Source organism: Amycolatopsis sp. lyj-346 (genome assembly GCF_046548975.1).
Lineage (GTDB): Bacteria > Actinomycetota > Actinomycetes > Mycobacteriales > Pseudonocardiaceae > Amycolatopsis.
Window position 1 is genome coordinate 203,499 of record NZ_JAJPWT010000011.1, and the last position, 20,742, is coordinate 224,240.

The following is a 20,742-nucleotide window of genomic DNA, read 5'->3' on the forward strand; positions in this document are numbered from 1 at the left end:
CTCACCACCGACCTCGAGAAAGAAAAGTGAGGCCATGACCAACGATCTCCCGCCCGGCTCCCGCCACCAGATCGACGGACACCTGCCCGAAGAGACCGCGCTCCCCCACGTCTGGGCGGAGTGCGTCGGCGCCGGGCGGGCGAACGAAGCGCTGCGGGCGGACTGGCAGCGGCAGTTCGGCGAGGTCGTCGACGCCTGCGGGTTCCGCTACCTCCGCTTCCACGGCGTCTTCCACGACGACATGTTCGTGTACCGGGAAAGCTACGGTGGCGGGTTCGGCCGGAACGCGCCCCTGCCCGAGCCGGCGTACACCTTCAGCTACGTGGACAAGGTGTTCGACTTCATCCTCGAGACCGGCGCCCGCCCGTTCGTCGAGCTGGGTTTCATGCCGCGCGAGCTGGCGACGGTACCCGAGACGGTGTTCTGGTGGGGTGCGCACTGCAGCCCGCCCAAGGACATGGCGCGCTGGGTCGAGCTGGTCACGCGGGCGGTCGAGCACTGGATCGACCGGTACGGCCTCGCCGAGGTGCGCGAGTGGCGGTTCGAGGTGTGGAACGAGCCGAACCTGGTTCCGCACTTCTGGACCGGGACGAAGACGGAGTACTTCGAGCTCTACGAGCACACCGTGACGGCGATCCGGACCATCGATCCGGGACTGAAGGTGGGCGGGCCCGCGACGAGCGTCTTCGTGCCCGACGACCGCTACCGGGGCGAAACCGAGGACCGCGCGGCGATGCACGCGACCGCCACCGCGTCCGATGTGGACGCACTCGACTGGCGGCCGGTGTGGATCGAGGACTTCGTCGACTGGTGCGCCAAGCGCGACCTGCCCGTCGACTTCATCTCGACGCACCTGTACCCGACCGACTTCGCCTACGGCGCCGACGGCGACGCCGTCCACATCTCCCGGTACGCCGACGCCACGTTCGACGACCTGACCCGGCTGCGCGAGCTCGTGGCGAACAGCGCGTACCCGGACGCGGAGATCCACATCAGCGAGTGGTCGACGTCGCCGTCGGCCCGCGACTTCGTCCACGACACGCTGTTCGCGGCGACGTTCATCACGCGGGCGTACCTGAAGTGCGCCACCCTCGCCGATTCGATCTCCTACTGGACCTTCACCGACGTGTTCGAGGAGGGCGGCGCGGGACTGGGGCCGTTCCACGGCGGCTTCGGCATCGTGAACGAGAACGGCATCCCCAAGCCGACGTTCCACGCGTTCCGGATGCTCGAGCGGCTCGGTGACCGGCTGCTCCTCGCGACGGCCGACGGCGTGGTGACCCGGGACAGCCGGACCTCGGCCGTGTCGGCGCTGTTCTTCAACTACCCGGACGAGATGGCGATGAAGTCCGTCGGCTCGGCCGGCTCGTACCCGGCCACCCGCGCGCTGGCGGACCGCGGCCCGGCCCGGCGCATCCGGCACTCGATCAGCGGGTTCAAGCCCGGCACCGCCTTCCTGGCCGAGGTCCTGGATTGGACGCACGGGAACGTCGCGGAAGCCTGGTACCAGCTCGGTTCCCCGCTCAACCTCTCCCGCGCGCAGAGCGAACACCTGCGCGGCGTCGCCGGCTCGCTCCGCCGGTTCACCCTCACCGCGGCCGGCGACGGGACGCTCGAGCTCGACGTCGAACTCCCGCCGTGGGCGGTGCTGTCGGTGCGGCAAGCGGCCTGAGCCGGTCGTCCTCCCCGAAAGGAAATCGATGTCCCAAGCCCGTCTCGTGGTCGATCCCGCCTTCGCCGTCGGCGAAACCGACCCGCGGCTGTACGGCTCGTTCGTCGAACACCTCGGCCGCTGCGTCTACACCGGAATCCACGAGCCGGGGCACCCGACCGCCGACGAGCACGGTTTCCGCGGCGACGTGGCGGAACTCGTCACGGAGCTGGGAGTGCCGATCCTGCGGTACCCCGGCGGCAACTTCGTGTCCGGGTACCATTGGGAGGACGGCGTCGGCCCGAAGGAGCTCCGGCCCACCCGGCTCGACCTGGCGTGGCGGTCGGTGGAAACCAACGCGGTGGGCACCGACGAGTTCTGCGCCTGGAGCCGCCGGGTCGGCGCGGAGCCGATGCTCGCGGTGAACCTCGGCACCCGCGGACCGGAGGCGGCGGCGAACCTCGTCGAGTACTGCAACCACCCCGGCGGGACGTACTGGTCGGACCGGCGGCGCGCGAACGGGGTGGCCGGCCCGCACGCGGTGAAGGTGTGGTGCCTGGGCAACGAACTGGACGGCCCGTGGCAGCTGGGACACAAGACGGCCGAGGAGTACGCGCGGCTGGCCGCCCGGACCGCGCAGGCGATGCGGCTGGTGGACCCGGACATCGAACTCGTCGCGTGCGGTTCGTCCGACGCGCGGATGCCGACGTTCCCCGAGTGGGACGCCACGGTGCTCGAGCACTGCTACGAGCAGGTCGACTACCTTTCGCTGCACTCCTACAGCCAGGAGCGGAACGCCGATCGTGCGAGCTTCCTGGCCTGCGCGACCGAACTGGACGGCTACCTCGACGCGGCCATCGCCACCGCGGACTACGTGCGGGCGAAGGGCCGCCACGGGAAACGCATGAACTTCGCCTTCGACGAGTGGAACGTCTGGTACACGCAGAACGCCCCCGTCGAACGCGGCTGGGAGCAGGCGCCGCGGATGCTCGAAGACCAGTACACCGTGGTCGACGCCGTCGTCGTCGGCAGCATGCTGATCAGTCTCCTGCGCCACGCCGACCGGGTGCGCATCGCCTGCCTGGCCCAGCTGGTCAACGCGATCGGCGCGATCCGCACCGAACCGGCCGGTCCCGCCTGGCGGCAGACGATCTTCCACCCGTTCGCCCTGACGAGCCGCTACGGCCGTGGCCTCGTGTTGCGGCCGATGATCACGTCGCCGCGGTATGAGACCACGGAGTTCGGCGAGGTGCCGGTCCTGGACGCCGTGGCGATCCGCGACGAGGACGGAATCGTGGTCTTCGCGATCAACCGCGACCAGCACGCGGCCCTGCAGCTGACGGTGGAGGTGCGCGCCATCCCGGGACTGTCCCGTGCCACCCACACCTACGTCGGCGGCGGCGATCCCCGGGCCGCGAACACCGAAGCGGACCCAGCTCGGGTCCTCCCCCGCACGGGCGAATCGACCGCCGTCGACGGCGGTGCGCTGACGATCGCGCTACCGCCGTTGTCGTGGAACCTGGTCCGGATCACCTGAGTGGTCCGCCGCGTCGGCGGTGGCAGCCGCCGGACCCGGAATTCGGTTGGCCGCGCTCGTCCGCGCGGTAAACCTGGTGATCATGTACTCCTGCCCGGCTTTCATGAGGTTGTGGACCCGCCGCTGACGGCGGCGCACCGAAGACCTTTCCCTGCCCGCCGTTCCGGCCATCGCCGGGCGGCCGCTTCCGTGCTGCCCCGCTCCCACCAGAGCTGCGGAGCATCCCTTGAATTCCCTTCTGACCGAACACGCCCACCTGCGCGCGGACGGTATCGGCGTCACGCTCGGCGCCCGCCGGATCCTGCACGACGTGAGCGTCACGGTGTCCACCCGGACCCGGTTGGCGATCGTCGGCGAGAACGGCCGCGGCAAGACGACACTGCTGCACGTCCTCGCCGGTCTCCGCGCCCCCGACCACGGCACCGTCCACCGGGCGGGCACCGTCGGCCTCGCCCGGCAGGCGCTGCCGTTCCGGTCCGGCGAGACCGTCGGCACGGTGACCGTGGAGGCGTTGCGGGACGTCCACGCCGCCTTGCGCGCCCTCGACGCGGCGGCCGAAGATCTCGCACTGGCGGCCGAAGGCGCCGAAGACCGTTACGCCGTCGCGCTGGACGCGTCCACGCGCCTCGACGCGTGGGACGCCGAGCGCCGCGTCGACGTCGCGCTCGAAGCGCTCTCCGCGTGTCCCGACCGGACCCGCGAGCTGAGCACGCTCTCGGTGGGCCAGCGCTACCGGGTGCGCCTGGCCTGCCTGCTCGGCGCGCGGTACGACTTCCTGCTGCTCGACGAGCCCGGCAACCACCTCGACGCCGACGGCCTGACGTTCCTCACCGAGCGCCTGCGCGGCCACGACGGCGGTGTCGCGCTGGTCAGCCACGACCGGGCGCTGCTGAGCGACGTCGCGTCCGAGTTCCTCGACCTCGATCCCAGCCAGGACGGCCGCCCGCGCCGCTACGCCGGCGGTTACGACGCCTGGCAGGACGATCGCCGCCGCGACCGCGAACGGTGGGAGCAGGACTTCGAGGAGCAGCAGGAAACCCACCGGCAGCTCACCGCGGCGGTGGGGCGAGCCCGCGACCGGCTCAGCACGGGCTGGCGACCGGACAAGGGCACCGCACGGCACCAGCGGCAGTCCCGCGCCCCCGGCGTCGTCCAGGCCCTCAACCGGGAACGGGCGGCGTTGGAGGCGCACCGCGTCACCGTGCCCGAGCCGCCGCTGTCGTTGCGCTGGCCCGATCTCGGCGGCCGGCCCCGGACGTCGTTGCTCCACGCCGACGACGTCCGCGTCGACGGCCGGCTCCCCGGCCCGGTCACCCTGACCCTCGCCCGCGGCGACCGGCTGCTCGTGACCGGCGGCAACGGCGCGGGCAAGTCGACGCTGTTGTCGGTTCTCGCGGACAGCCTCACCCCGACGAGCGGCTCGGTCCGGCGGGCTCCCGGCGTGCGGATCGCGTTGGTCGCCCAGGAAGTCCCGGCCTGGCCCGCGAACCACACCGCCTGGCAGGTCTACGAGGAACACGTCGCCCACGAGCGTGACGCCGTCCCGCTTTCGGCGACGGGGCTGCTCGACGCCGAGACGCTCCGGACTCCGGTGGGGCGCCTGTCCCAGGGTCAGCAGCGACGGCTCGACCTGGCCCGGTGCCTGGCCGTCCGGCCCGACCTGATCGTCTTCGACGAGCCGACGAACCACCTGTCGGCGACCCTGGTCGAGGAGCTGACCGAGGCCCTGCTCAGCACCCCGGCCGCGGTGGTCGTCGCGACGCACGACCGCCGGATGCGGCGCGACCTCGCAGCCTGGCCACGGCTGGACCTCTGACGCGCGAAGGCCTCCCCGGTCGCCCGGGGAGGCCTTTCGCCGTTTCGGTGGTCAGCGGCGGCCCCGCCGGGCACGCATACTTTTTTGTGCGTACTTGCCGGGAAATTGACCTCGAACTACGGTCGAATCAGCACGAAGACGCCCGGTGCCGCCGATCCGGCGAGGTTACGCACCGGCTGACGGAAATACTCTCGAACATTTTTCCGAACACGAACAAAGCGGCCTCGTCCACATTCATGAGGGAGTAGTTGTGGAAAGTTACGCCGGTAATAAGGCCGTGGTCATCGGCGGTACGCACGGCATGGGCCTCGCGGTCGTCAGGAAGCTGCTCAAGGGCGGCGCCGAGGTGCTGCTGACGGGCAACAACGAGAAGAACGTCGAGACCGCCATGCGGGAGCTCGCGTCCGAGGCCGCTCACGTGGTCCGCTCCGACGTCCGCAGCCTCGCGCAGATCGAGCAGCTCGCGGCCACCGTCGCGGACGAGTTCGGCACCGTCGACTTCGTGCACTACAACGCGGGCCTCGCCGCCCTCGAACCGTTCGAGCTGGTCACCGAGGAGTCGTACGACCTTGCGTTCGACATCAACACCAAGGGCGCGTTCTTCACCGTGCAGAAGCTCGCGCCGATCATCAACGAGGGCGGCGGTGTAGTGTTCACCTCGTCCGTCGCGGACGTCGGCGGCACTTCGGCGCTGGTCACGTACTCGGGCGCCAAGGCGGCGGTGATGGCCCTCGCCCGTGGCATCGCCGGAGCGCTGATCCCGCGCAAGATCCGCGTCAACGTCGTCTGCCCCGGCTTCATCGAGACGCCGACCATGGGCATCGCCGGCCTGAGCGACGAAGAGCGCGCGGCCTTCATGGAGACCGGCGACTCGATCACCCCGATGAAGCGCCACGGCTCGGTCGACGAGGTGGCGGACGCGGTGCTGTTCCTCGGCTTCGACGCCACCTACACGACGGGCGAGCGCCTCACGGTCGACGGAGGCATCAGCCAGAGCATCGAGGTTCCGCCTGAGGTGCGGCCGGGGCGCGGTGACACCTTGACTGCAGGCGTCACCGCGCCCCGGCCGGTGGTCAGGTCGCCTCGCCCGCCGACGTGCGGGCGTGTGCCTTGGTGGCGGCCACCTTCTCGGCGAGGCGGCCGTCCCAGGGGTCGGTGCCCGTTTCGTACTCGTCGTGCTGTCGCCACCACTCGTACGCCCTGGTCCGGGGATAGCCGTCCGGCGAGTCCTCCCAGTCCTCCTGGCGCCCGAACGCGGTCAGGTCGAGGTAGCTCCACGTGCTGCCCAGTGCCTCGTCACCGCGGTGGTTGACGAAGTACGTGCGGAACACCCGCTCGCCGTCCCGCACGAACGCGTTGGTTCCGTGCCACTCGTCCACGCCGAAATCGGCGTCGAAGCCGTCGGTGAGGGTGTACCAGGGGCTGTCCCAGCCCATCTGCGTCTTCAACCGCCGGATGTCCGGCTGCGGCGCGCGCGACACCCGCGCGTACGTCGTGCCACGAGCGTTCAGGTGCGCGAGGTGGGCGACTTGGTCGGCCATCATCGAACAACCGGCACAGCCACGCTCCGGCCAGCCGTGCACACCCGGCTCGAAGAAGAACCGGTAAACGATCAACTGGCGGCGGCCCTCGAACAGATCGAGCAGGCGCACGGGCCCGTCCGGACCGTCGAACCGGTAGTCCTTCTCCACGGCCGTCCACGGCATCCGGCGGCGTTCCGCGGCCAGCGCATCGCGGGCGCGGGTCTGCTCCTTCTCCTTCACCAGCAGCTTCCGACGGGCAGCCTCCCATTCCTGGGCAGGCACAACCGGTGGCACGTCCATGGCGTCTTCCTCTCGGCTTCCGGGGTGGGTCCGGGCTTCTCTTGGACTCCTCCGGCGGGCGAAAGGAATCTCCGCGGCGGTGACGGACCCGTGGCGGCCGCACGGTCCGGCGGGCTACCTTGGTCGTCGCGATGGTTGAGCAGGCAGCCGTCTTCCACCGCAACTCAGGGAGCGCGGCATGAGCAGTGACCAGGACAAAGCGGAGCTCGTCGCCGACTTCGAGGCCGAGCGGTTCGCGCGGCTGACGCGCGACCTGCTGACCGCCCCCACCGTCGAAGAGGTGCTGCGCCGCGTCCTCGAGGCCACGACGGTGATGGTTCCCGCCGCCGACCTGGCCAGCTTCACCCTGCTCGACGCCGATGGCCACTTCCACACCCCCGCCGAGACCGACGAGGTCGCCATCGAACTCGACCGGCTGCAGTACCGGTTCCGGGAAGGTCCCTGCGTCGAAGCGGCCGACCCCGGCGGCCCGGCCGTGGCGATCGCGCCGGACCTCACGGCCGAACCGCGCTGGCCCAGGTGGGCGCCGGCCGCCACGCGGCTCGGGATGGGTTCCGTTCTCTCCACCGCCCTCATCAGCGGGCCGCCCACCGGCGAGTCCAGCGGGGCCCTCAACGTGTACTCGCGGGCCCGGCACGGGCTGGACGCGGCCGACCGCGACGTCCTGCTGCTGCTGGCCACCCACGCCTCGCTCGCCCTGGCCGCCACCGACGCCGTGACGCGGGCGGGACTCCAGGCCGCGCACCTGCGCAAGGCCATCGACAGCCGCGACGTGATCGGCCAGGCCAAGGGCATCATCATGGCGCGGCGCGGCATCTCCGCGGACGCGGCCTTCGGCATCCTGCGGCGGACGTCCCAGGACCTCAACGTCAAGCTCGCCGACCTGGCCCGGACGCTCGCGGACCGCCAGAGCGAGATCGACTTGCCCGCCCGCTGACCATCGGGTTCACCGCCTCGGCAACCGGGTAACCACCCCCGACACCGGCTCCTCGAACAGCCCTGGAGCCGCGGACCAGGAAGGGGTCCCGCCCCGATGCCGACCGAACAACAGGCGACGCACCTCGACGACTCGCTGCGCGTGATCGCCCTCGAGGTCGCCGACGACCTCGCCGAGCTGGCCACCGTGCGAGCCTGGGCCGACCGGCTGCTGCAGGACCTGCCCGAAGACCAGCGGGTCGACGCACTCATGGTGGTCAACGAGCTGACGTCGAACGCCCTCCGGCACGGGAAGCCGCCCCGTCAGGTCCGCCTGCTGCGCAAACGCGGCCGGCTCTCGGTGGAAGTCGACGACACGTGCATCGATCCCGCCTGCCCACGGCCACCCTCGTCCGACGGAGGCCACGGGCTCAAACTGGTCGCCGCCATGAGCGTGACGTGGGGACAGTGGCAACGTCCCACCGGGAAGACCGTGTGGGCCGAGCTCGACCTCACCCGCCCCGCCGCCCCCGATCACCCGCGCTGAGCGGGCCGGCCGGCGAACACCGCACGGTCAGGCGCGACCGGACAGGCGCAACGGTGCCTCCGACGACAGAAAGGCCGCCGTCCAGCCGGCGAGTTCGGTCAGCCGGGTCGTCAGCTCCTCGATCTCCGCCCAGCGGCGGTGTTCCCGCTCCAGGTCCGGCACCAGGAAGTCCTCCACCAGCAGCAGGAGCGTCGCGATCTCGTACGCGACGTCGGCGAGCTGCAGGAACGGCCGGTACTGCGCTTCCGTGCCCGTCCCGTGGCGCGCGGCCCAGTCGCGGGCGCCGTGACCCGCGGTGCGGCACGCCGCCACCACCGTGCGGCGCAGGTCGCCGCGGCGGGAGCCCGGGCTTCCTTCGGCCAGCGGGGCGACGTTCCAGGCCACCGACAGCAGGCAGCACCCGGCGTCGTCCATCGACTCGTTCATCACCGGACGTACTCTGCTGACCGGCACGCACAGTCCGGGCGCTCCGACTCGCGAGGTCACCCCATCGTGTGATCACCGGGCCCGGAACGGGTGAGCATCGGCACCGAGACGAAGTCGGACAGGGCCTGCTGGCCGGCGGCGTTCGCGTGGATGCCGTCGCCGTTGTCGTACTCCGGCCGGATGCTGTTCGGCTTCAGCGGGTCCTTCAGCACCGTGTCGAAGTCCACCACACCCGAGCACGTGCCGCCGCAGGTGTTCCAGCGCTGGACGAACAGCGCGATCTCGTGCCGGGCCAGGTTCGCCTGATCGCCGTACCCCGGCCGCGGCGTGCTCGGCGTGACGTACACGGAGATCCCGGCCGCCCGCAACGGCGCGAACACCGCGCGGTAGCTGTCGAGGATCGTCGCCGCGTCGCAGCCGTACGCCAGGTCGTTGGTTCCGTAGTAGTAGATGACGGCCGTGACGCCGTGCAGCGCCAAGACGTCCCGGTCCAGCCGGCTCGCCGCGTCCAGGCCCGCGACCGACGGCGGCATCGCCGGGCACGACCGGGCGCTCGTCGTGCCCGAGACGCCGGCGTTGGCGACGGCGAGCTGTGCGGACGAGGCGACGATCCGCCGCGCGAGGTCGTCGGTCCACCGCCGGTTCGCGCCGAGCCGGGTGCAGCCCGGTCCGCAGTTGGTGCTGCCGATGCCGTCGACGACCGAGCTGCCGAACGGGACGACCACCCCCCGCAACGCCGTGTTGTGCACGTCGACGGCGCTGACGACGTACGTCGACCCGACCGTGGCCGTGAACGCGCCACCCGTGACGTCGGTGGTGTGATCGCCGGAGCCCGCCGGGGTGAGGTAGTTGTCCCGCAACGCCGCGCCGTGGCGGCCGGGTACGGCGGTGCCTTCGACCGACATGCTCACCGCGAGGTCGGAGTCCGGGCGCGTGACGAGCCTGGCCTCGTCGCTCCAGACCTCCCCACCTGCGGGAATCGTGACGGCGCGCCGTCCGCCGAAGGTCAGTTCACGCACCGAGGAGACGGCCGCGCCGCCTGCGCTCGGCCCGGCGGTGGCGTGCCCGATGGTCAGCGGCCCGGTGCCGAAGGTGTTCTGGAACCGGACGCGCACGGCGTCGCCGCCCTGGCTGAGGTGGGTGATCATCCGCAGTGACCGGCCGCCGACCGCGGCGTCGGCCCGGCCGTCCTGCGACTGCGCCCACGACGTGAACCACGCCCGGCCGGCCCCGGCGGCGCCCGGAGCGGAGACGACGACGGCCGCGGCCACGGAAACCGCAGCGAGAAGGGCGATCCTGCGCACGGCGCCTCCCGAGTCCACAGAGGACGAACGAAGACTTCGATCGTAGGCAGCCGGTCACGCAGCCGACAAGGTTTTGTCCGATCTTGTCAGCGGCGGCGGTTTTCGGTTCGATGGCCTCATGACCGCACCCCGCACCTTCGGCGATCCGTACGACACCCCGGACGGAACCACGGTGATCCCGGTCCACCGGCCGGTCGGGGTGTTCACCGTCCGCGAGGGCCGGGCCAGGTGGGAACCGGCGATCGACGCCACGCGCGTCGCGCTGCTGGGAATCTGCGTCGCGCTGGTCAGCGCGACTCTCACCGGTCTCGCCGTGGTGCACCGGCCGCCGTGGCCGGACCTGCGCCGGCGGCTCTAACCCTTCGCCAGCGCCTGCACCCGGCCCATCGGGCCGTTGTAGTAGTTCTGGTCCCCCGGCAGGCCGCCGCCGCGGGCGAACTGCCAGATGCTCTGCTTCGCCCACCCCGCCGGCAGCTCGCCGACCTCGGGCCCGTACCGCGCCAGCCACAGCGGGTCCGTGTTCCCGAAGCGGGCGGTGTTGCCGGTGCAGCGCTTCCACCACGTCGTGCTCGTGTAGATCAGCGCGCTGCGCTTGACCTTCGCCAGGTACGTGCGGGTGAAGTCCGCGATCCACGCGGTGAGGTCGGCCGGGTTCTTGCCGTAGCAGACTTCGCCGTACGGGTTGTACTCGACGTCCAGCGCGCCGGGCAGCGTGGTGCCGTCCGGGCGCCAGCCGCCGCCGCGGGCGATGAAGTACTCCGCCTGCTCGGCGCCGCCCGAGACGTCCGGGCGGGCGAAGTGGTAGGCGCCGCGGATGATGCCCGCCGCGTGCGCGCCGTCGTACTGCTGCCGGAACTGCGGGTTGACGAACCCGGTGCCCTCGGTCGCCTTGACGTAGGCGAACTTCGCCCCGGCGCCGGCCGCGGCGGCCCAGTCGACCGGGCCCTGGTGCCCGCTGACGTCGTGCCCGAGCGTCTGCCCCGCCACGTCGGCGCGAGGAGTTCCCTGGACGCCTTCGTGGCGCGCGATCTGGGTGCCCGCGTAGTTCGTGTCCGCCTGGGAATAGTCGGCCCGGGCAGGCGTCGCGACCACCACGGCCGCGAACACCGCCAACGTGGCCGCGCCCGCCAGGGTTCGGTTCATCCGGGCTCCGATCTCGGGAGGAGCAGATCGGAACCCATGCTGCCCGCCCGGCGCGTTCCCCGCGAGGCGGGTGTCACCCGATGCAGTGATCTTCAGAGTTCGGTGGTGATGATCGCCTCGACGAGCACCTCGCCGGCCGCGGTCAGCTCGACGACGTCCGGGCCCAGCCGGACCAGCCCCCGGTCGGCCAGTGCGCGGAACTTGCCGAGCCACGGGTCCGCGAACAGCGAGCGGCCGGGAAAGCGTTCCCGGTGCAGGGAATCCCGCAACGGCTGCAACGTCGTCAGCGCCATCTTCACCGCACGCGCTTCCTGCGCTTCCGGGGTGAACCGCGTCGCCGACCCCAGCGGGATCCGGCCGGCGGTCACGGTTTCGGTGTAGCGGCGGGAGTTCACGTCGGTGATCGCCTCGGACGCGCGGCAGCTCGAGCTGCCGCCCAGCCCGATCGCGACCTCGGCCTCCTGCTTGTCCTGGTCGACCATGATGGACTTCCACTTCTCCGGCCCGAGGCCGTCGCGCGCGAAGTACATCGTCGGGTGTTCGGTGTACCCGGCCGCGCGCAGGCCTTCGGTGAGCAGCTCCCGCATCTGGTACTGCTCGCCGAGCGTCGGCCAGCGGTGCCCGTCGCGCACGAGCTTGTCCCGGTAGGACGGCAGCTGCCACGCCGCGGGCTTCTCGCCGGTGACGCCGGTGCGGGTGTCGCTGTAGGACGCCAGGTGCAGCTTGGTGCACACCACGGCGGTGACTTCGTTCTCCAGCACGACGTCCAGGTCCCGGCGGACGCTGTCGAGCGTCTGGTCGAGCAGGCCGTACATGAGGTCGATGCTGACCCACTCGAAGCCCGCCGCGGTGGCGCCCGAGACGAAGTCGACGCACATCTGCGCGGTGTGCTCGCGCCCGCAGAGCGCCAGCACGTGGTCGTCGAACGACTGGACGCCACTGGACAGCTTGGTGCAGCCCAGTTCCCGCAGCAGCTCGAGCTTGGCCGGGGTGAACGTGCTCGGGTCGCCCTCGAAGCGGATCGTCGTCTCGGCGGTGAAACCGAAGTTCGACCGGTAGAAGTCCAGGAGCCGGCGGATCTCCGGCTCCGGCAGCAGCGACGGCGTCCCGCCGAAGACGTTGAACTCCCCCACCTCGGCGCCGGCCAGGTGGGGCACGGCGTCGAGCCACAGCCGCGCCTCGCGGATGTTGAGGTCGACCCAGTCCGCCGCCTTCTCGATCTTGCCCTTGACCAGCACCACCGGGTACTGGCAGAACCGGCAGCGGTAGGCGCACGTCGGGATGTAGGACCACAGGTGGATCGGCCCGGCCGAAGCCAGCTGCGCGTCCAGGTCGCGCAGGAACTCCGACGGCGAGCCGGGGACGTTGCCCGGGAACACGTGCGCCCCGAACGGGTCCTCCTGCACGAAGTCGAGCAGGTGCCGGTTCTCGGGTGCTTCGAGGACGTCGAGCACGGCGGGACGCGGCCACGCGGGATCGATCGTGTGCAACGAGCCGATCGCCGCTTCATAGCCCAGTGTCATCAGAACACCCCTCCGTTGCCGAAGTAGTCGTGGGCTTCGCCCGACTCACGGTCTTCGCAGTAGTAGCGGACGAATTCCGCGAACCGCTCGGCCGGCACCTCCGCCAGGCACGGCGGCAGCGGCGGCGGGTGGCCGATGTCCTCGCCGACGTGCCGCCGCAGGCACGCGAAGAGCTCGTCGGCGAACTCGAAGTACAGCCGGTACGACGGCGTCTTGTAGGCGTGGATCGGCGTGAAGTCGACGACGCGCATTTCGTGCCGGATCTCGCCGATCCGCCGGGCCAGCCGCGCGGCGAGCTCGGACCCGAAGAACGCGATGACGGCGTCGTCCTCCAGCAGCGCGGGGGTCAGGAGCACCGGCAGGATGGTGTTCTTCGGCGTGAAGTCCTTGATCGAGAACTCCCACGCCTGCCGCGCCTCGGCCTCGGTGAGGTCGGCGGACACCGGCGGCGCCGACGGCCGGATGTCGCGCATGACGATGATGCCTCCCGCGCCGTAGGCCCGGCCGGCGATGACCTCGTCGATGGCGTGGTCGACGCGCCGCGGGTTGATCTCGACGCGCGAGCGCGGCGCGTAGGTGATCGCGTCGCCGCCGCTGGCGACCTTGATGCCGAAGTCCCAGTCGTCGGAGAGGTGGTTGACGAACTTCCCGTCCTGCAGCTGGTAGAAGATCTCGATGCCACCGGCGCGCTCGTAGGCGTCGCGCTCGACGGCGAAGCCCTTGCCGTCGGGGAAGCCGCCGAAGAGCGCGAAGGTGACGGCGCGGCACCGCAGCGTCCGCTGGATCGCGTCCCACAACCGCGGCCGCCCGGTGAAGTGCTCGGCGTTGTAGTAGTAGTCGCAGACGCCGATGGCGGCCTTGCTCGACTCCATCGCGGCGAACAGTTCGCTCAGCCAGCCGGGGTCGACCCGGCAGTCCGCGTCGGCGGAGACGAGGTAGAACCGCTCCCCCGGATCGCTGTCGGGCCGATTCCGGCTGCGGGCCGCGGCGAAGTCCATCCCCGCCCGCCGCGCGCACGAAACACCCTGCTCGGGTTCGTGGATGACGTGCAGGGCCAGCTCCGGGTGCGCGGCCGCGAAGGCGCGGGCGACGGCCACGGTGTCGTCCGTCGAGTTGTTGTCGACGAGCACGACCTCGTACCGGCTCTTGTCCAGCGGCGCGTCGCCGTCGCGCTGGTCGTGCAGTGTCCGCAGCACCTCCGGGAGGTTCGCGGCTTCGTTGTACACCGGCAGCACCACGCTCAGCCGCGTCGCCGCCCCCATCGGCGGCGGGTACAGCCGGTCGACCAGGTCGTCGACGACCCGCGCGCCGAACCGCGCCTGCCCGAGTTCGGAGTTCACCCGCACCACTTCCGCCCGTTTCCCTTCGTCGGTGATCAGCTCGGCGACTTCGCGCGCGAAGGCCGCGTCCGGCAGGTCGCGGGCCCGGATGTCCAGCACCGGGGCCCGGAAGCCCTGGCTGCCGTAGACGACGTCGTACAGCTCGTACCCGCTGGTGATGTACGGCGTCCCGGACGCGATCGCCTCGCTGACCGGGTTGCCGTAGCTCTCGTAGTCGTAGGAGGTCAGGAACGACACGATCGACGCGTGCGCGAGGAGGTCGCGCACGGAGTAGCGGCCGGGGACGGCCGTGTCGTACGGGGTCAGCCAGCCGCCGAACACGACGCGGTCCCGCACGCCGAGGTCCGTGGCCAGCTCGACGAGCCGGGCGTGCTCGGCAGGCGTCTCGCCGACGTCGCCGGCGACGAACAGCCACGCGTCCGGCAGCAGGGCCAGCAGGTGGAGGTCCCGGTCGATGCGCTTCTGCGGGATGATCCGGGTGATCCGGGCCAGCAGCGGGACGTTTTCGGGAATTCCGTGGTCACGCCGGAAGGCCGCGTTGCGGTCGTCGATCCGCGCGGGGGCGATGGTGAAGGAGTTGGGCAGGACGTCGAGGGCGGCCAGCTCCGGCACCCACTCCAGCGTCCGCGCCTTCGCCTGCTCGTGCAGGGCGAAGTAGTGGATGTGCGGCGAGTTCCGCGGCGCGGGGACACCCGGGTACGGGAAGGTGCCGTACTTGGCGATCCCGGGCTCGCTCTGCCACATCAGGTCGTGGTCGCGCCAGAACACGAACCGGCCGAGCCGGTGGCGGGCGCCGTAGCGGCCGATCGCGGAGTACAGCGCCTCGGTGTAGGCGAGGTTTTCCGGCAGGGTCCCGTTCTCCACCATCACCACGGTCACGCCGAGGCGTTCCCAGGTGGCGACGATCCGGTCCGCCAGTTCGCCGGCGATCCGGTCGCTCTCGGGCCGCAGCGTCTCGTCGCCGTCCTGGACGACCCGGGTGAGCACCCGGTCGACGAACTCCTCGTCGTAGCCCCGGATCTGCTCGACCCCTTCGACGCGGTCGAGCGTGACCCACTCCGGCAGGAGCCGGCCCTCGTCGCGGTAGGGCCGGAAGAACGCGCCCTTGTCGGCCTTGATGTCGTACCCGAGGTCCAGGTGGACGCGGTGCCCGCGCGCGGCGAAGCGGTGCGCGGTTTTGAGGAACTCGACCACGACCCCGGACAGCGGCGTGGCGTCGAAGGAAACGCCCCAGAGCACTGACATCGATGTCAAACCCCCGAATCGGCGGTGCCGTCGGTTCCAGCGTAAGCGCCCGGGTGTCGAACGGCCGTGTGAACGCTTTCGTGGTTGACCGCGGGGCGCCGCAGCCTCCACAGTGACCGCATGAACCGGGCCCTCGGGGCGCTGACCTGCGGCGCCCTCCTCTCGATCGTGCTCGGGGTCCTCGGGTCCGGGGAACCCCGGCTCGCCCTCGTGCTCGGCGCGGTCTTCGCCGGTCTCGCCACGGCCGGCTTCGGCTGGGTGCGCGGCCGCGAGCGGCTCGCGTGGAGCGCGGCCTACGTCGCCGTCCAGCTGCCGCTGGCCTTCGTGCTCTTCACGATCGACGCCGGGGTCGGGACGACGCTGTTCCTCGTCGTGCTGGTCAGCCAGTGCGTGCTGCTGCGCCTGCCGCCGCCCGCGATCGCCCTCGTCATCGCCGTGGTCCCGCTCGTGCACCTCGGGATGTCGCTGGGCGAGGGCCTGCGCGAAGGGATCGGCACGCTCATCTCGGTGCTGTTCGCCGCGATCATCACCGAACTGCTGCTGCGCGAACAGCGCTCGCGCCGCGAACTCGCCGAAGCGCACGCGAAACTCCGTGACCACGCCGCCCAGGCGGAGCGGCTGGCGACGGCGCAGGAGCGCAACCGGGTCGCCCGCGACATCCACGACGGGCTCGGGCATTCGCTCACCGTCGTCCAGATGCAGGTGAAGGCCGCGCGGGCGGTGCTGCCGACCGATCCCGGCAAGGCCGACGCGGTGCTGGCGAAAGCCCAGGAGCAGGCCGAAACCGCGCTGGCCGAGGTGCGCCGTTCGGTGCGGACGCTGCGTGTACCGCGGGTGGTGCCGCCGCTGCCGGAGGCGCTGAAGGCCCTCACCGAAGAGACGTCGGCGACCGGGGTCACGGCCCGGCTCACGGTGGCCGGTCCCGAACGCCCGCTGCCGGACGAGCAGCGCGAGGCGCTCTTCCGGGCCGCGCAAGAAGGCCTGACGAACGTCCGCAAGCACGCCGGCGCCGACACCGTGGACGTGGTGCTCGGCTACGCCGCCACGGCGGTCCGGGTCGAGGTCCGCGACGACGGCCGCGGCAGGGACGGCGGTACGTCGCCCGGCTTCGGCCTGATCGGGCTCCGGGAACGGGCCGAACACCTCGGCGGCGAGCTCGCCTTCACCTCGACCCCCGGCCGCGGCAGCGCCCTGACCATGGAGATCCCCGGATGACGCCGGTTCGTGTCCTGCTCGTCGACGACCAGGCGCTGTTCCGCGAAGCCCTCGCCACCCTGCTCGCCACCCACGACGGCATCGACGTCGTCGGCGAGGCCGGGAACGGCGACGACGCCCTGCGCGAGGCGGCTTCGCGGACACCGGACGTCGTCCTGATGGACCTGCGCATGCCGGTCCTCGACGGCGTGGCCGCGACCCGGCGGCTGCGGGCGGAGCACCCGGACGTCCGGGTCATCGCGCTGACCACGTTCGACGACGACGAGGACGTCTTCGCCGCCCTGCGTGCGGGCGCCGTCGGCTACCTGCTGAAGGACGTCTCCTCGGCGCGCCTGGTGGAGGCGGTGCTGGCCGCGGCCCGCGGGGAATCCGTGCTGCAGCCTTCGGTGGCGGCGAAGGTCCTCGCGCGGTTCGCGCAGCTGCCCGACGCGCCGCCGCCGCGGCCCCAGCCACTGGTGGTGCCGCTGTCGGAGCGCGAACTCGAGGTGCTGCGGCTGCTCGCCGACGGCCGCAGCAACCGCGAGATCGCCGCGGCGCTGTTCCTGGCCGAAGGCACGGTCAAGAACCACGTCACGAACGTGCTGGGCAAGCTCGGGGCACGCGACCGCACCCAGGCCGCCCTGCGCGCGAGGGACCTCGGCCTGCTCCGGCCGTGACCCCGGTCATGACTTCCGGCACGTGGCAGCACAGCCGGAAGCGGCGATCCTCGTCCGGGTACCGACCTGGAGGGAACCATGACCACCACCGAAACCACCCGGACCACCGCCCGCAAGCTCGCCCGGTTCACCGGCCACTACGTCGAAATGGTCGTCGCCATGCTCATCGGCATGGTGGCGCTCGCCCCGCTGTGGCCGTCCACCTGGCTGGCACGCCCGGACGTCGGCGCGCTCGTGATGGCCACGAACATGACCGTCGCGATGGTGCTCGCCATGGCGTTGCGCCGCCACTCGTGGCCGCGGATCGCCGAGATGGCCGCGGTGATGTACCTGCCGTTCGTGGCGTTGCTCGTGCCGTACTGGCTGGGGGCCATCTCCGGCGGCGCGCTGATGGCCGCCGGCCACGTGATCATGTTCCCGCTGATGCTCGCCGCCATGGTGTGGCGCCGCGCCGAGTACTGGCACTGACCGTGCTGAAGCGCCTCGCCCTCCTCCTCGCCGCGGTGGCCGCCGTGCTGGTGGTCCCCGCCGTGGGCGCGACCGTCGCCGCGACCGGCGCGTTCGACGCCCTCTACGCCGCCGGCCCGCCGCGGCCCGTGCCCGCCGCGGCGCCGGTGGCCCACGACCCGGCCAAGCCGACCGCGGTGGTCGTCGTCGGCGACCGCGGTGCCGTCGTCTCCGACGCACTCGCCCCCTACGAGGTCCTGGCCGCGACCGGCCGGTTCAACGTCTACACGGTCGCACCGCACCGCGAGCCGAAACCGCTGACCGGCGGGCTCGACCTGGTGCCCGACCTCGACTTCGCCGGCCTCGCCGCCCGGTTGGGACCGAAGGCGCCGGACCTCGTCGTCGTTCCGGCGTTCCCCGATGTCGGCGAGGCGACGACCGAGCCGGTCAACGCCTGGCTGCGGGCCCAGGCCGCGCACGGCTCGAAGCTGCTGAGCGTCTGCAACGGCGGTGCGGTGCTCGCCTCCGCGGGGTTGCTCGACGGGCGGCCGGCCACCGCGCACTGGCTGAAGGTCGACGACTGGGCCGCCGAGTACCCGGCGGTGCGGTGGGTGCGCGGCGAGCGGTTCGTCGACGACGGCACCGTCGTCACCACCGCCGGGATCCTCTCCGGCATCGACGGCACGCTGCACTGGGTCGAGCGGCTGGCCGGGCGCGCGGTGGCCGCGGACGCCGCGGCGGCCATCGGCTGGCGGCACTACGGCACCGCGGTGCCGGTGACCCCGCCGGCCGGGATGCCGGACGCGGCGGCGATCGTCAACGCCGGGTTCCGCTGGAACCCCGACACCATCGGCGTCCTGCTCGCGAACGGCGTCGGCGAGGTCGAACTGGCCTCGGTGTTCGACACCGAGGGCCAGTCGCTGTCCTCGCGCACCCTTGCCGTGAGCACCGGCGGTGGCCCGATCCGGTCCCGGCACGGGCTGACGTTCCTGCCCCGGGCGGACCTCACCGCCGCGCCCGGCCTCGACCGGCTGCTCGTGCCGGGCGCGACGCGCGGGGTCACGCCGCCACCCGGCGGACCGGCACCCGAGTACGTCCACGACCGGCCGGGCTTCCCCTACGACACGGCGGTGAGCGGGCTTTCCCGCCGCACCGACGTCGCCACCGCACGCTGGACGGCGAAGGTGCTGGAACTGCCCACCGACGGGGTCGTCTTCGAAGGCCACGCGTGGCCCTGGCTGCCGACGGCGCTGCCGGTCGCGCTGGTCCTGCTCGGCGCGGCGGCCGTCACCGCCGTCACCCGGCTCCGGCGGACGCGGCTCAAGCGACCGGCTTGAGCTTCAGGTGGAAGTTGTCGAGGGTGGCCGGCAGCGGGCGCTCCGGGGACAGCACCGGTCCCGACGCCTGCTCGTACCCGTGCTCGCGCAGCAGGTTCGCCAGCATCGTGCTCGCGCAGAACTGGACCAGGTCGCGGCCCGGGCAGACGGCCGGGCCCGCGCTGAACGGGACCAGGGCCGGGTTCTCCGCGGCCCGGCCGTCGAGCCAGAGATCCGGCTCGAACCGGTCGGCGTAGGACAGGTCCGGGTCGCGGTGGAAGAAGGGCGTGAAGATCAGCACCGTCGTTCCCGCCGGGCCCCAGGACGTCTCCTCGGTGGTCTCCCGCAGGATCATCGGCGTGGTCGGCCACAGCCGGACCGCCTCCAGCAGGCACGCGCGCAGGTAGCCCAGCTGGTGCGGCTCGGCGAGGTCGATGCCTTCGAGATCCGTGCGGGCGCGGTCCAGGGCCGCCGGGTGGCTCGCCAGCAACGCCAGCGTCCGGTACGTCGCCATGCCCGCCGCGTCGAAGGCGAACAGCCAGTGCGCCACCTGGTCGGGTGCGGTGTCCTCGCCGGTTTCGGCGATCACCGCGGCGAGGCTGCCGGGCTCGGCGCGGCCGAGGTGCGCGGTGAGCCGCTCGCGGAACTGCGCGCGCAGTTGCTTGCGTTGCGGGTGCAGGTACGCCCAGTTCGCGTCGAGCCGCAGGCGTTCGAGCTGGTCGGTGAGCGTGGTGTCGTCACGCGCACCCGAACCGAGCACGACGCGCCGGACCAGCCGCCACCAGGCGACGTCGAAGGTGTCCCAGTCGAGCTCGCCGGTGGCTTCGCCCAGCAGGACGGCCGCCTCTTCGGCGATGGCGGCGGCGAACGGCGTCGCGAGCTCGTGCAGCGGGCGGCCGGGTTCGAGCACGGCCTCGGTGAACCGGCGGCGGGCCGGGCGATCGGCCGCGTCCGAGATCAACACGCCGTGCGGCTGGAAGTGGCCCAGCGCGGCGCGTTTCTCCATTGTGGACGGGCTGAACGGTGTTGGCGCGCCGGCCAGCAGCCGCTGCACGTCCGCGCCGGACAACGCCAGTTCCACCGACCGGCCGGGCACCCGCAGCTTCAGCGGGTGGCCGTGGTGGCGGTCGCGCAGCCGGCGCAGCAAGCGCACGGCGGGACGGTCGAACTGCAGCTTCCCGACCATCGCCATCGCCGCGGGACGGCGCTTGATGACGCCGCCGGCCAGCGTGGGCAGGGCGACCTCGACCGCGACGCGCAGGGTTTCGGCGACCGAGGCGGTCTCCGGTCGCGTGCGCTGTTCCCGAGTGGACGTCATGGCGCCCGGCTACCCGCGGGCGCCGGGCGGGAAACGCCGTCAGCCGCGCAGGGCGACGTTCAGCACATCACCGGCGTGGTCCAGGCAGTCCACGCAGATCACCGCGTCCCGCGCGGCGCAGTCCACGCGCAGCAGCGGGCGCCGGAGCCCGAGGAACGTCCGGCGCTCGCGGCGGCCGCAGAAGTCGCACACCGCGGCCAGCGGCGACGTCACCGCCGCCAGCACGTCGCCCGCGCCGCTCTCCCGGTCCGCGCCGTCGCGCACCACCCGCAGGCCGGCGCGGACGCAGTCCACGCAGATCGGCCCGTTCCGGCCGGGCACCCGGGGGTCGCGCTGCCTGCCGCAGAACCGGCACGGCCCGCCTGCCCCGTTCGTCGCCGTCACCGCGGCCTCCTCGGTTTCGCCGCCCGCACGCCGGGAATCCGGGCCGCGGCGCGCCTCTTCCTGCCACGCTACCCGGCCCCCGGGTGCCCGGCCGATCGCGGTGCGCCCGGTGGAACCCGGGCTCACGCTCGACCGG

The 20,742-nt window shown here is 72.1% G+C and carries 18 protein-coding genes and 1 pseudogene; 11 read left to right on the forward strand and 8 right to left on the reverse strand.

Going from position 1 to position 20,742, the window contains the following annotated elements:
* The first annotated feature begins 34 nt into the window (after nucleotides 1-34).
* From ACLJQE_RS29325 to ACLJQE_RS29340, 4 genes and pseudogenes are all read left to right on the forward strand, one after another.
* Complete coding sequence (locus tag ACLJQE_RS29325; protein ID WP_410642691.1) at nucleotides 35-1,672, forward strand: GH39 family glycosyl hydrolase; 1,638 nt, start codon at nucleotides 35-37, stop codon at nucleotides 1,670-1,672.
* A 28-nt stretch (nucleotides 1,673-1,700) separates the two neighbouring features.
* Entirely contained in the window at nucleotides 1,701-3,188 is a 1,488-nt protein-coding gene (locus ACLJQE_RS29330) for an alpha-N-arabinofuranosidase (protein ID WP_410642692.1), read from the forward strand.
* A 226-nt stretch (nucleotides 3,189-3,414) separates the two neighbouring features.
* A complete protein-coding gene (locus ACLJQE_RS29335; RefSeq protein WP_410642693.1) occupies nucleotides 3,415-5,004 on the forward strand; it encodes an ATP-binding cassette domain-containing protein in 1,590 nt (529 codons plus the stop codon).
* A 301-nt stretch (nucleotides 5,005-5,305) separates the two neighbouring features.
* Nucleotides 5,306-5,932: pseudogene (locus ACLJQE_RS29340) on the forward strand (SDR family oxidoreductase); the annotation flags it as partial.
* 145 nt (nucleotides 5,933-6,077) lie between these two features.
* Here the strand turns inward: ACLJQE_RS29340 and ACLJQE_RS29345 are convergent.
* The gene (locus ACLJQE_RS29345; protein WP_410642694.1) at nucleotides 6,078-6,827 is read right to left on the reverse strand and encodes a DUF899 domain-containing protein; all 750 of its coding nucleotides are present in this window, start codon (nucleotides 6,825-6,827) and stop codon (nucleotides 6,078-6,080) included.
* Between the two features lie 178 nt (nucleotides 6,828-7,005).
* On the opposite strand from ACLJQE_RS29345, the gene ACLJQE_RS29350 reads away from it, so the two are divergent.
* Together ACLJQE_RS29350 and ACLJQE_RS29355 are read left to right on the forward strand one after the other, a co-directional pair.
* On the forward strand, nucleotides 7,006-7,764 hold the full coding sequence (locus tag ACLJQE_RS29350) for a GAF and ANTAR domain-containing protein (RefSeq protein ID WP_410642695.1): 759 nt from the start codon (nucleotides 7,006-7,008) through the stop codon (nucleotides 7,762-7,764).
* A gap of 96 nt (nucleotides 7,765-7,860) precedes the next feature.
* Complete coding sequence (locus ACLJQE_RS29355) at nucleotides 7,861-8,289, forward strand: ATP-binding protein (protein ID WP_410642696.1); 429 nt, start codon at nucleotides 7,861-7,863, stop codon at nucleotides 8,287-8,289.
* A gap of 27 nt (nucleotides 8,290-8,316) precedes the next feature.
* Here the strand turns inward: ACLJQE_RS29355 and ACLJQE_RS29360 are convergent, their stop codons facing one another.
* Nucleotides 8,317-8,715 carry a hypothetical protein gene (locus tag ACLJQE_RS29360; RefSeq protein WP_410642831.1) on the reverse strand — a complete coding sequence of 133 codons (399 nt, stop codon included), beginning with the start codon at nucleotides 8,713-8,715 and terminating at the stop codon, nucleotides 8,317-8,319.
* A gap of 56 nt (nucleotides 8,716-8,771) precedes the next feature.
* Nucleotides 8,772-10,019: a GDSL-type esterase/lipase family protein gene (locus ACLJQE_RS29365; protein WP_410642697.1), complete on the reverse strand. Its 1,248-nt coding sequence runs from the start codon at nucleotides 10,017-10,019 to the stop codon at nucleotides 8,772-8,774.
* 118 nt (nucleotides 10,020-10,137) lie between these two features.
* On the opposite strand from ACLJQE_RS29365, the gene ACLJQE_RS29370 reads away from it, so the two are divergent.
* Nucleotides 10,138-10,377, forward strand: a complete 240-nt coding sequence (locus ACLJQE_RS29370) for a hypothetical protein (RefSeq protein WP_410642698.1) — start codon at nucleotides 10,138-10,140, stop codon at nucleotides 10,375-10,377.
* On the opposite strand, the gene ACLJQE_RS29375 is transcribed toward ACLJQE_RS29370, so the two are convergent.
* From ACLJQE_RS29375 to ACLJQE_RS29385, 3 genes are all read right to left on the reverse strand, one after another.
* Nucleotides 10,374-11,162 carry a GH25 family lysozyme gene (locus ACLJQE_RS29375; RefSeq protein ID WP_410642699.1) on the reverse strand — a complete coding sequence of 263 codons (789 nt, stop codon included), beginning with the start codon at nucleotides 11,160-11,162 and terminating at the stop codon, nucleotides 10,374-10,376. The genes ACLJQE_RS29370 and ACLJQE_RS29375 overlap by 4 nt on opposite strands.
* A 92-nt stretch (nucleotides 11,163-11,254) precedes the next feature.
* Nucleotides 11,255-12,685 (reverse strand): radical SAM protein, encoded by a 1,431-nt coding sequence (locus tag ACLJQE_RS29380; RefSeq protein WP_410642700.1) that lies wholly within the window; start codon nucleotides 12,683-12,685, stop codon nucleotides 11,255-11,257.
* A complete protein-coding gene (locus ACLJQE_RS29385) occupies nucleotides 12,685-15,270 on the reverse strand; it encodes a glycosyltransferase (RefSeq protein ID WP_410642701.1) in 2,586 nt (861 codons plus the stop codon). The genes ACLJQE_RS29380 and ACLJQE_RS29385 overlap by 1 nt, the downstream gene beginning before the upstream one ends.
* A 120-nt stretch (nucleotides 15,271-15,390) precedes the next feature.
* Here ACLJQE_RS29385 and ACLJQE_RS29390 point away from each other — a divergent pair, with 120 nt between their 5' ends.
* The 4 genes from ACLJQE_RS29390 (at nucleotide 15,391) to ACLJQE_RS29405 (ending at nucleotide 18,925) form a co-directional block, all read left to right on the forward strand.
* Complete coding sequence (locus ACLJQE_RS29390) at nucleotides 15,391-16,485, forward strand: sensor histidine kinase (RefSeq protein ID WP_410642703.1); 1,095 nt, start codon at nucleotides 15,391-15,393, stop codon at nucleotides 16,483-16,485.
* A complete protein-coding gene (locus ACLJQE_RS29395) occupies nucleotides 16,482-17,141 on the forward strand; it encodes a response regulator (protein ID WP_410642704.1) in 660 nt (219 codons plus the stop codon). The genes ACLJQE_RS29390 and ACLJQE_RS29395 overlap by 4 nt, the downstream gene beginning before the upstream one ends.
* Before the next feature lie 78 nt (nucleotides 17,142-17,219).
* Nucleotides 17,220-17,609 carry a hypothetical protein gene (locus tag ACLJQE_RS29400; protein ID WP_410642705.1) on the forward strand — a complete coding sequence of 130 codons (390 nt, stop codon included), beginning with the start codon at nucleotides 17,220-17,222 and terminating at the stop codon, nucleotides 17,607-17,609.
* A gap of 2 nt (nucleotides 17,610-17,611) precedes the next feature.
* On the forward strand, nucleotides 17,612-18,925 hold the full coding sequence (locus tag ACLJQE_RS29405; protein WP_410642706.1) for a DJ-1/PfpI family protein: 1,314 nt from the start codon (nucleotides 17,612-17,614) through the stop codon (nucleotides 18,923-18,925).
* Here ACLJQE_RS29405 and ACLJQE_RS29410 read toward each other — a convergent pair.
* Together ACLJQE_RS29410 and ACLJQE_RS29415 are read right to left on the reverse strand one after the other, a co-directional pair.
* Nucleotides 18,909-20,222, reverse strand: coding sequence for a cytochrome P450 (locus tag ACLJQE_RS29410; RefSeq protein ID WP_410642707.1), 1,314 nt, complete (start codon nucleotides 20,220-20,222; stop codon nucleotides 18,909-18,911). The two genes, ACLJQE_RS29405 and ACLJQE_RS29410, sit on opposite strands and share 17 nt — an antisense overlap.
* A gap of 39 nt (nucleotides 20,223-20,261) precedes the next feature.
* Entirely contained in the window at nucleotides 20,262-20,732 is a 471-nt protein-coding gene (locus ACLJQE_RS29415) for a hypothetical protein (RefSeq protein WP_410642708.1), read from the reverse strand.
* Between the last annotated feature and the right edge of the window lie 10 nt (nucleotides 20,733-20,742).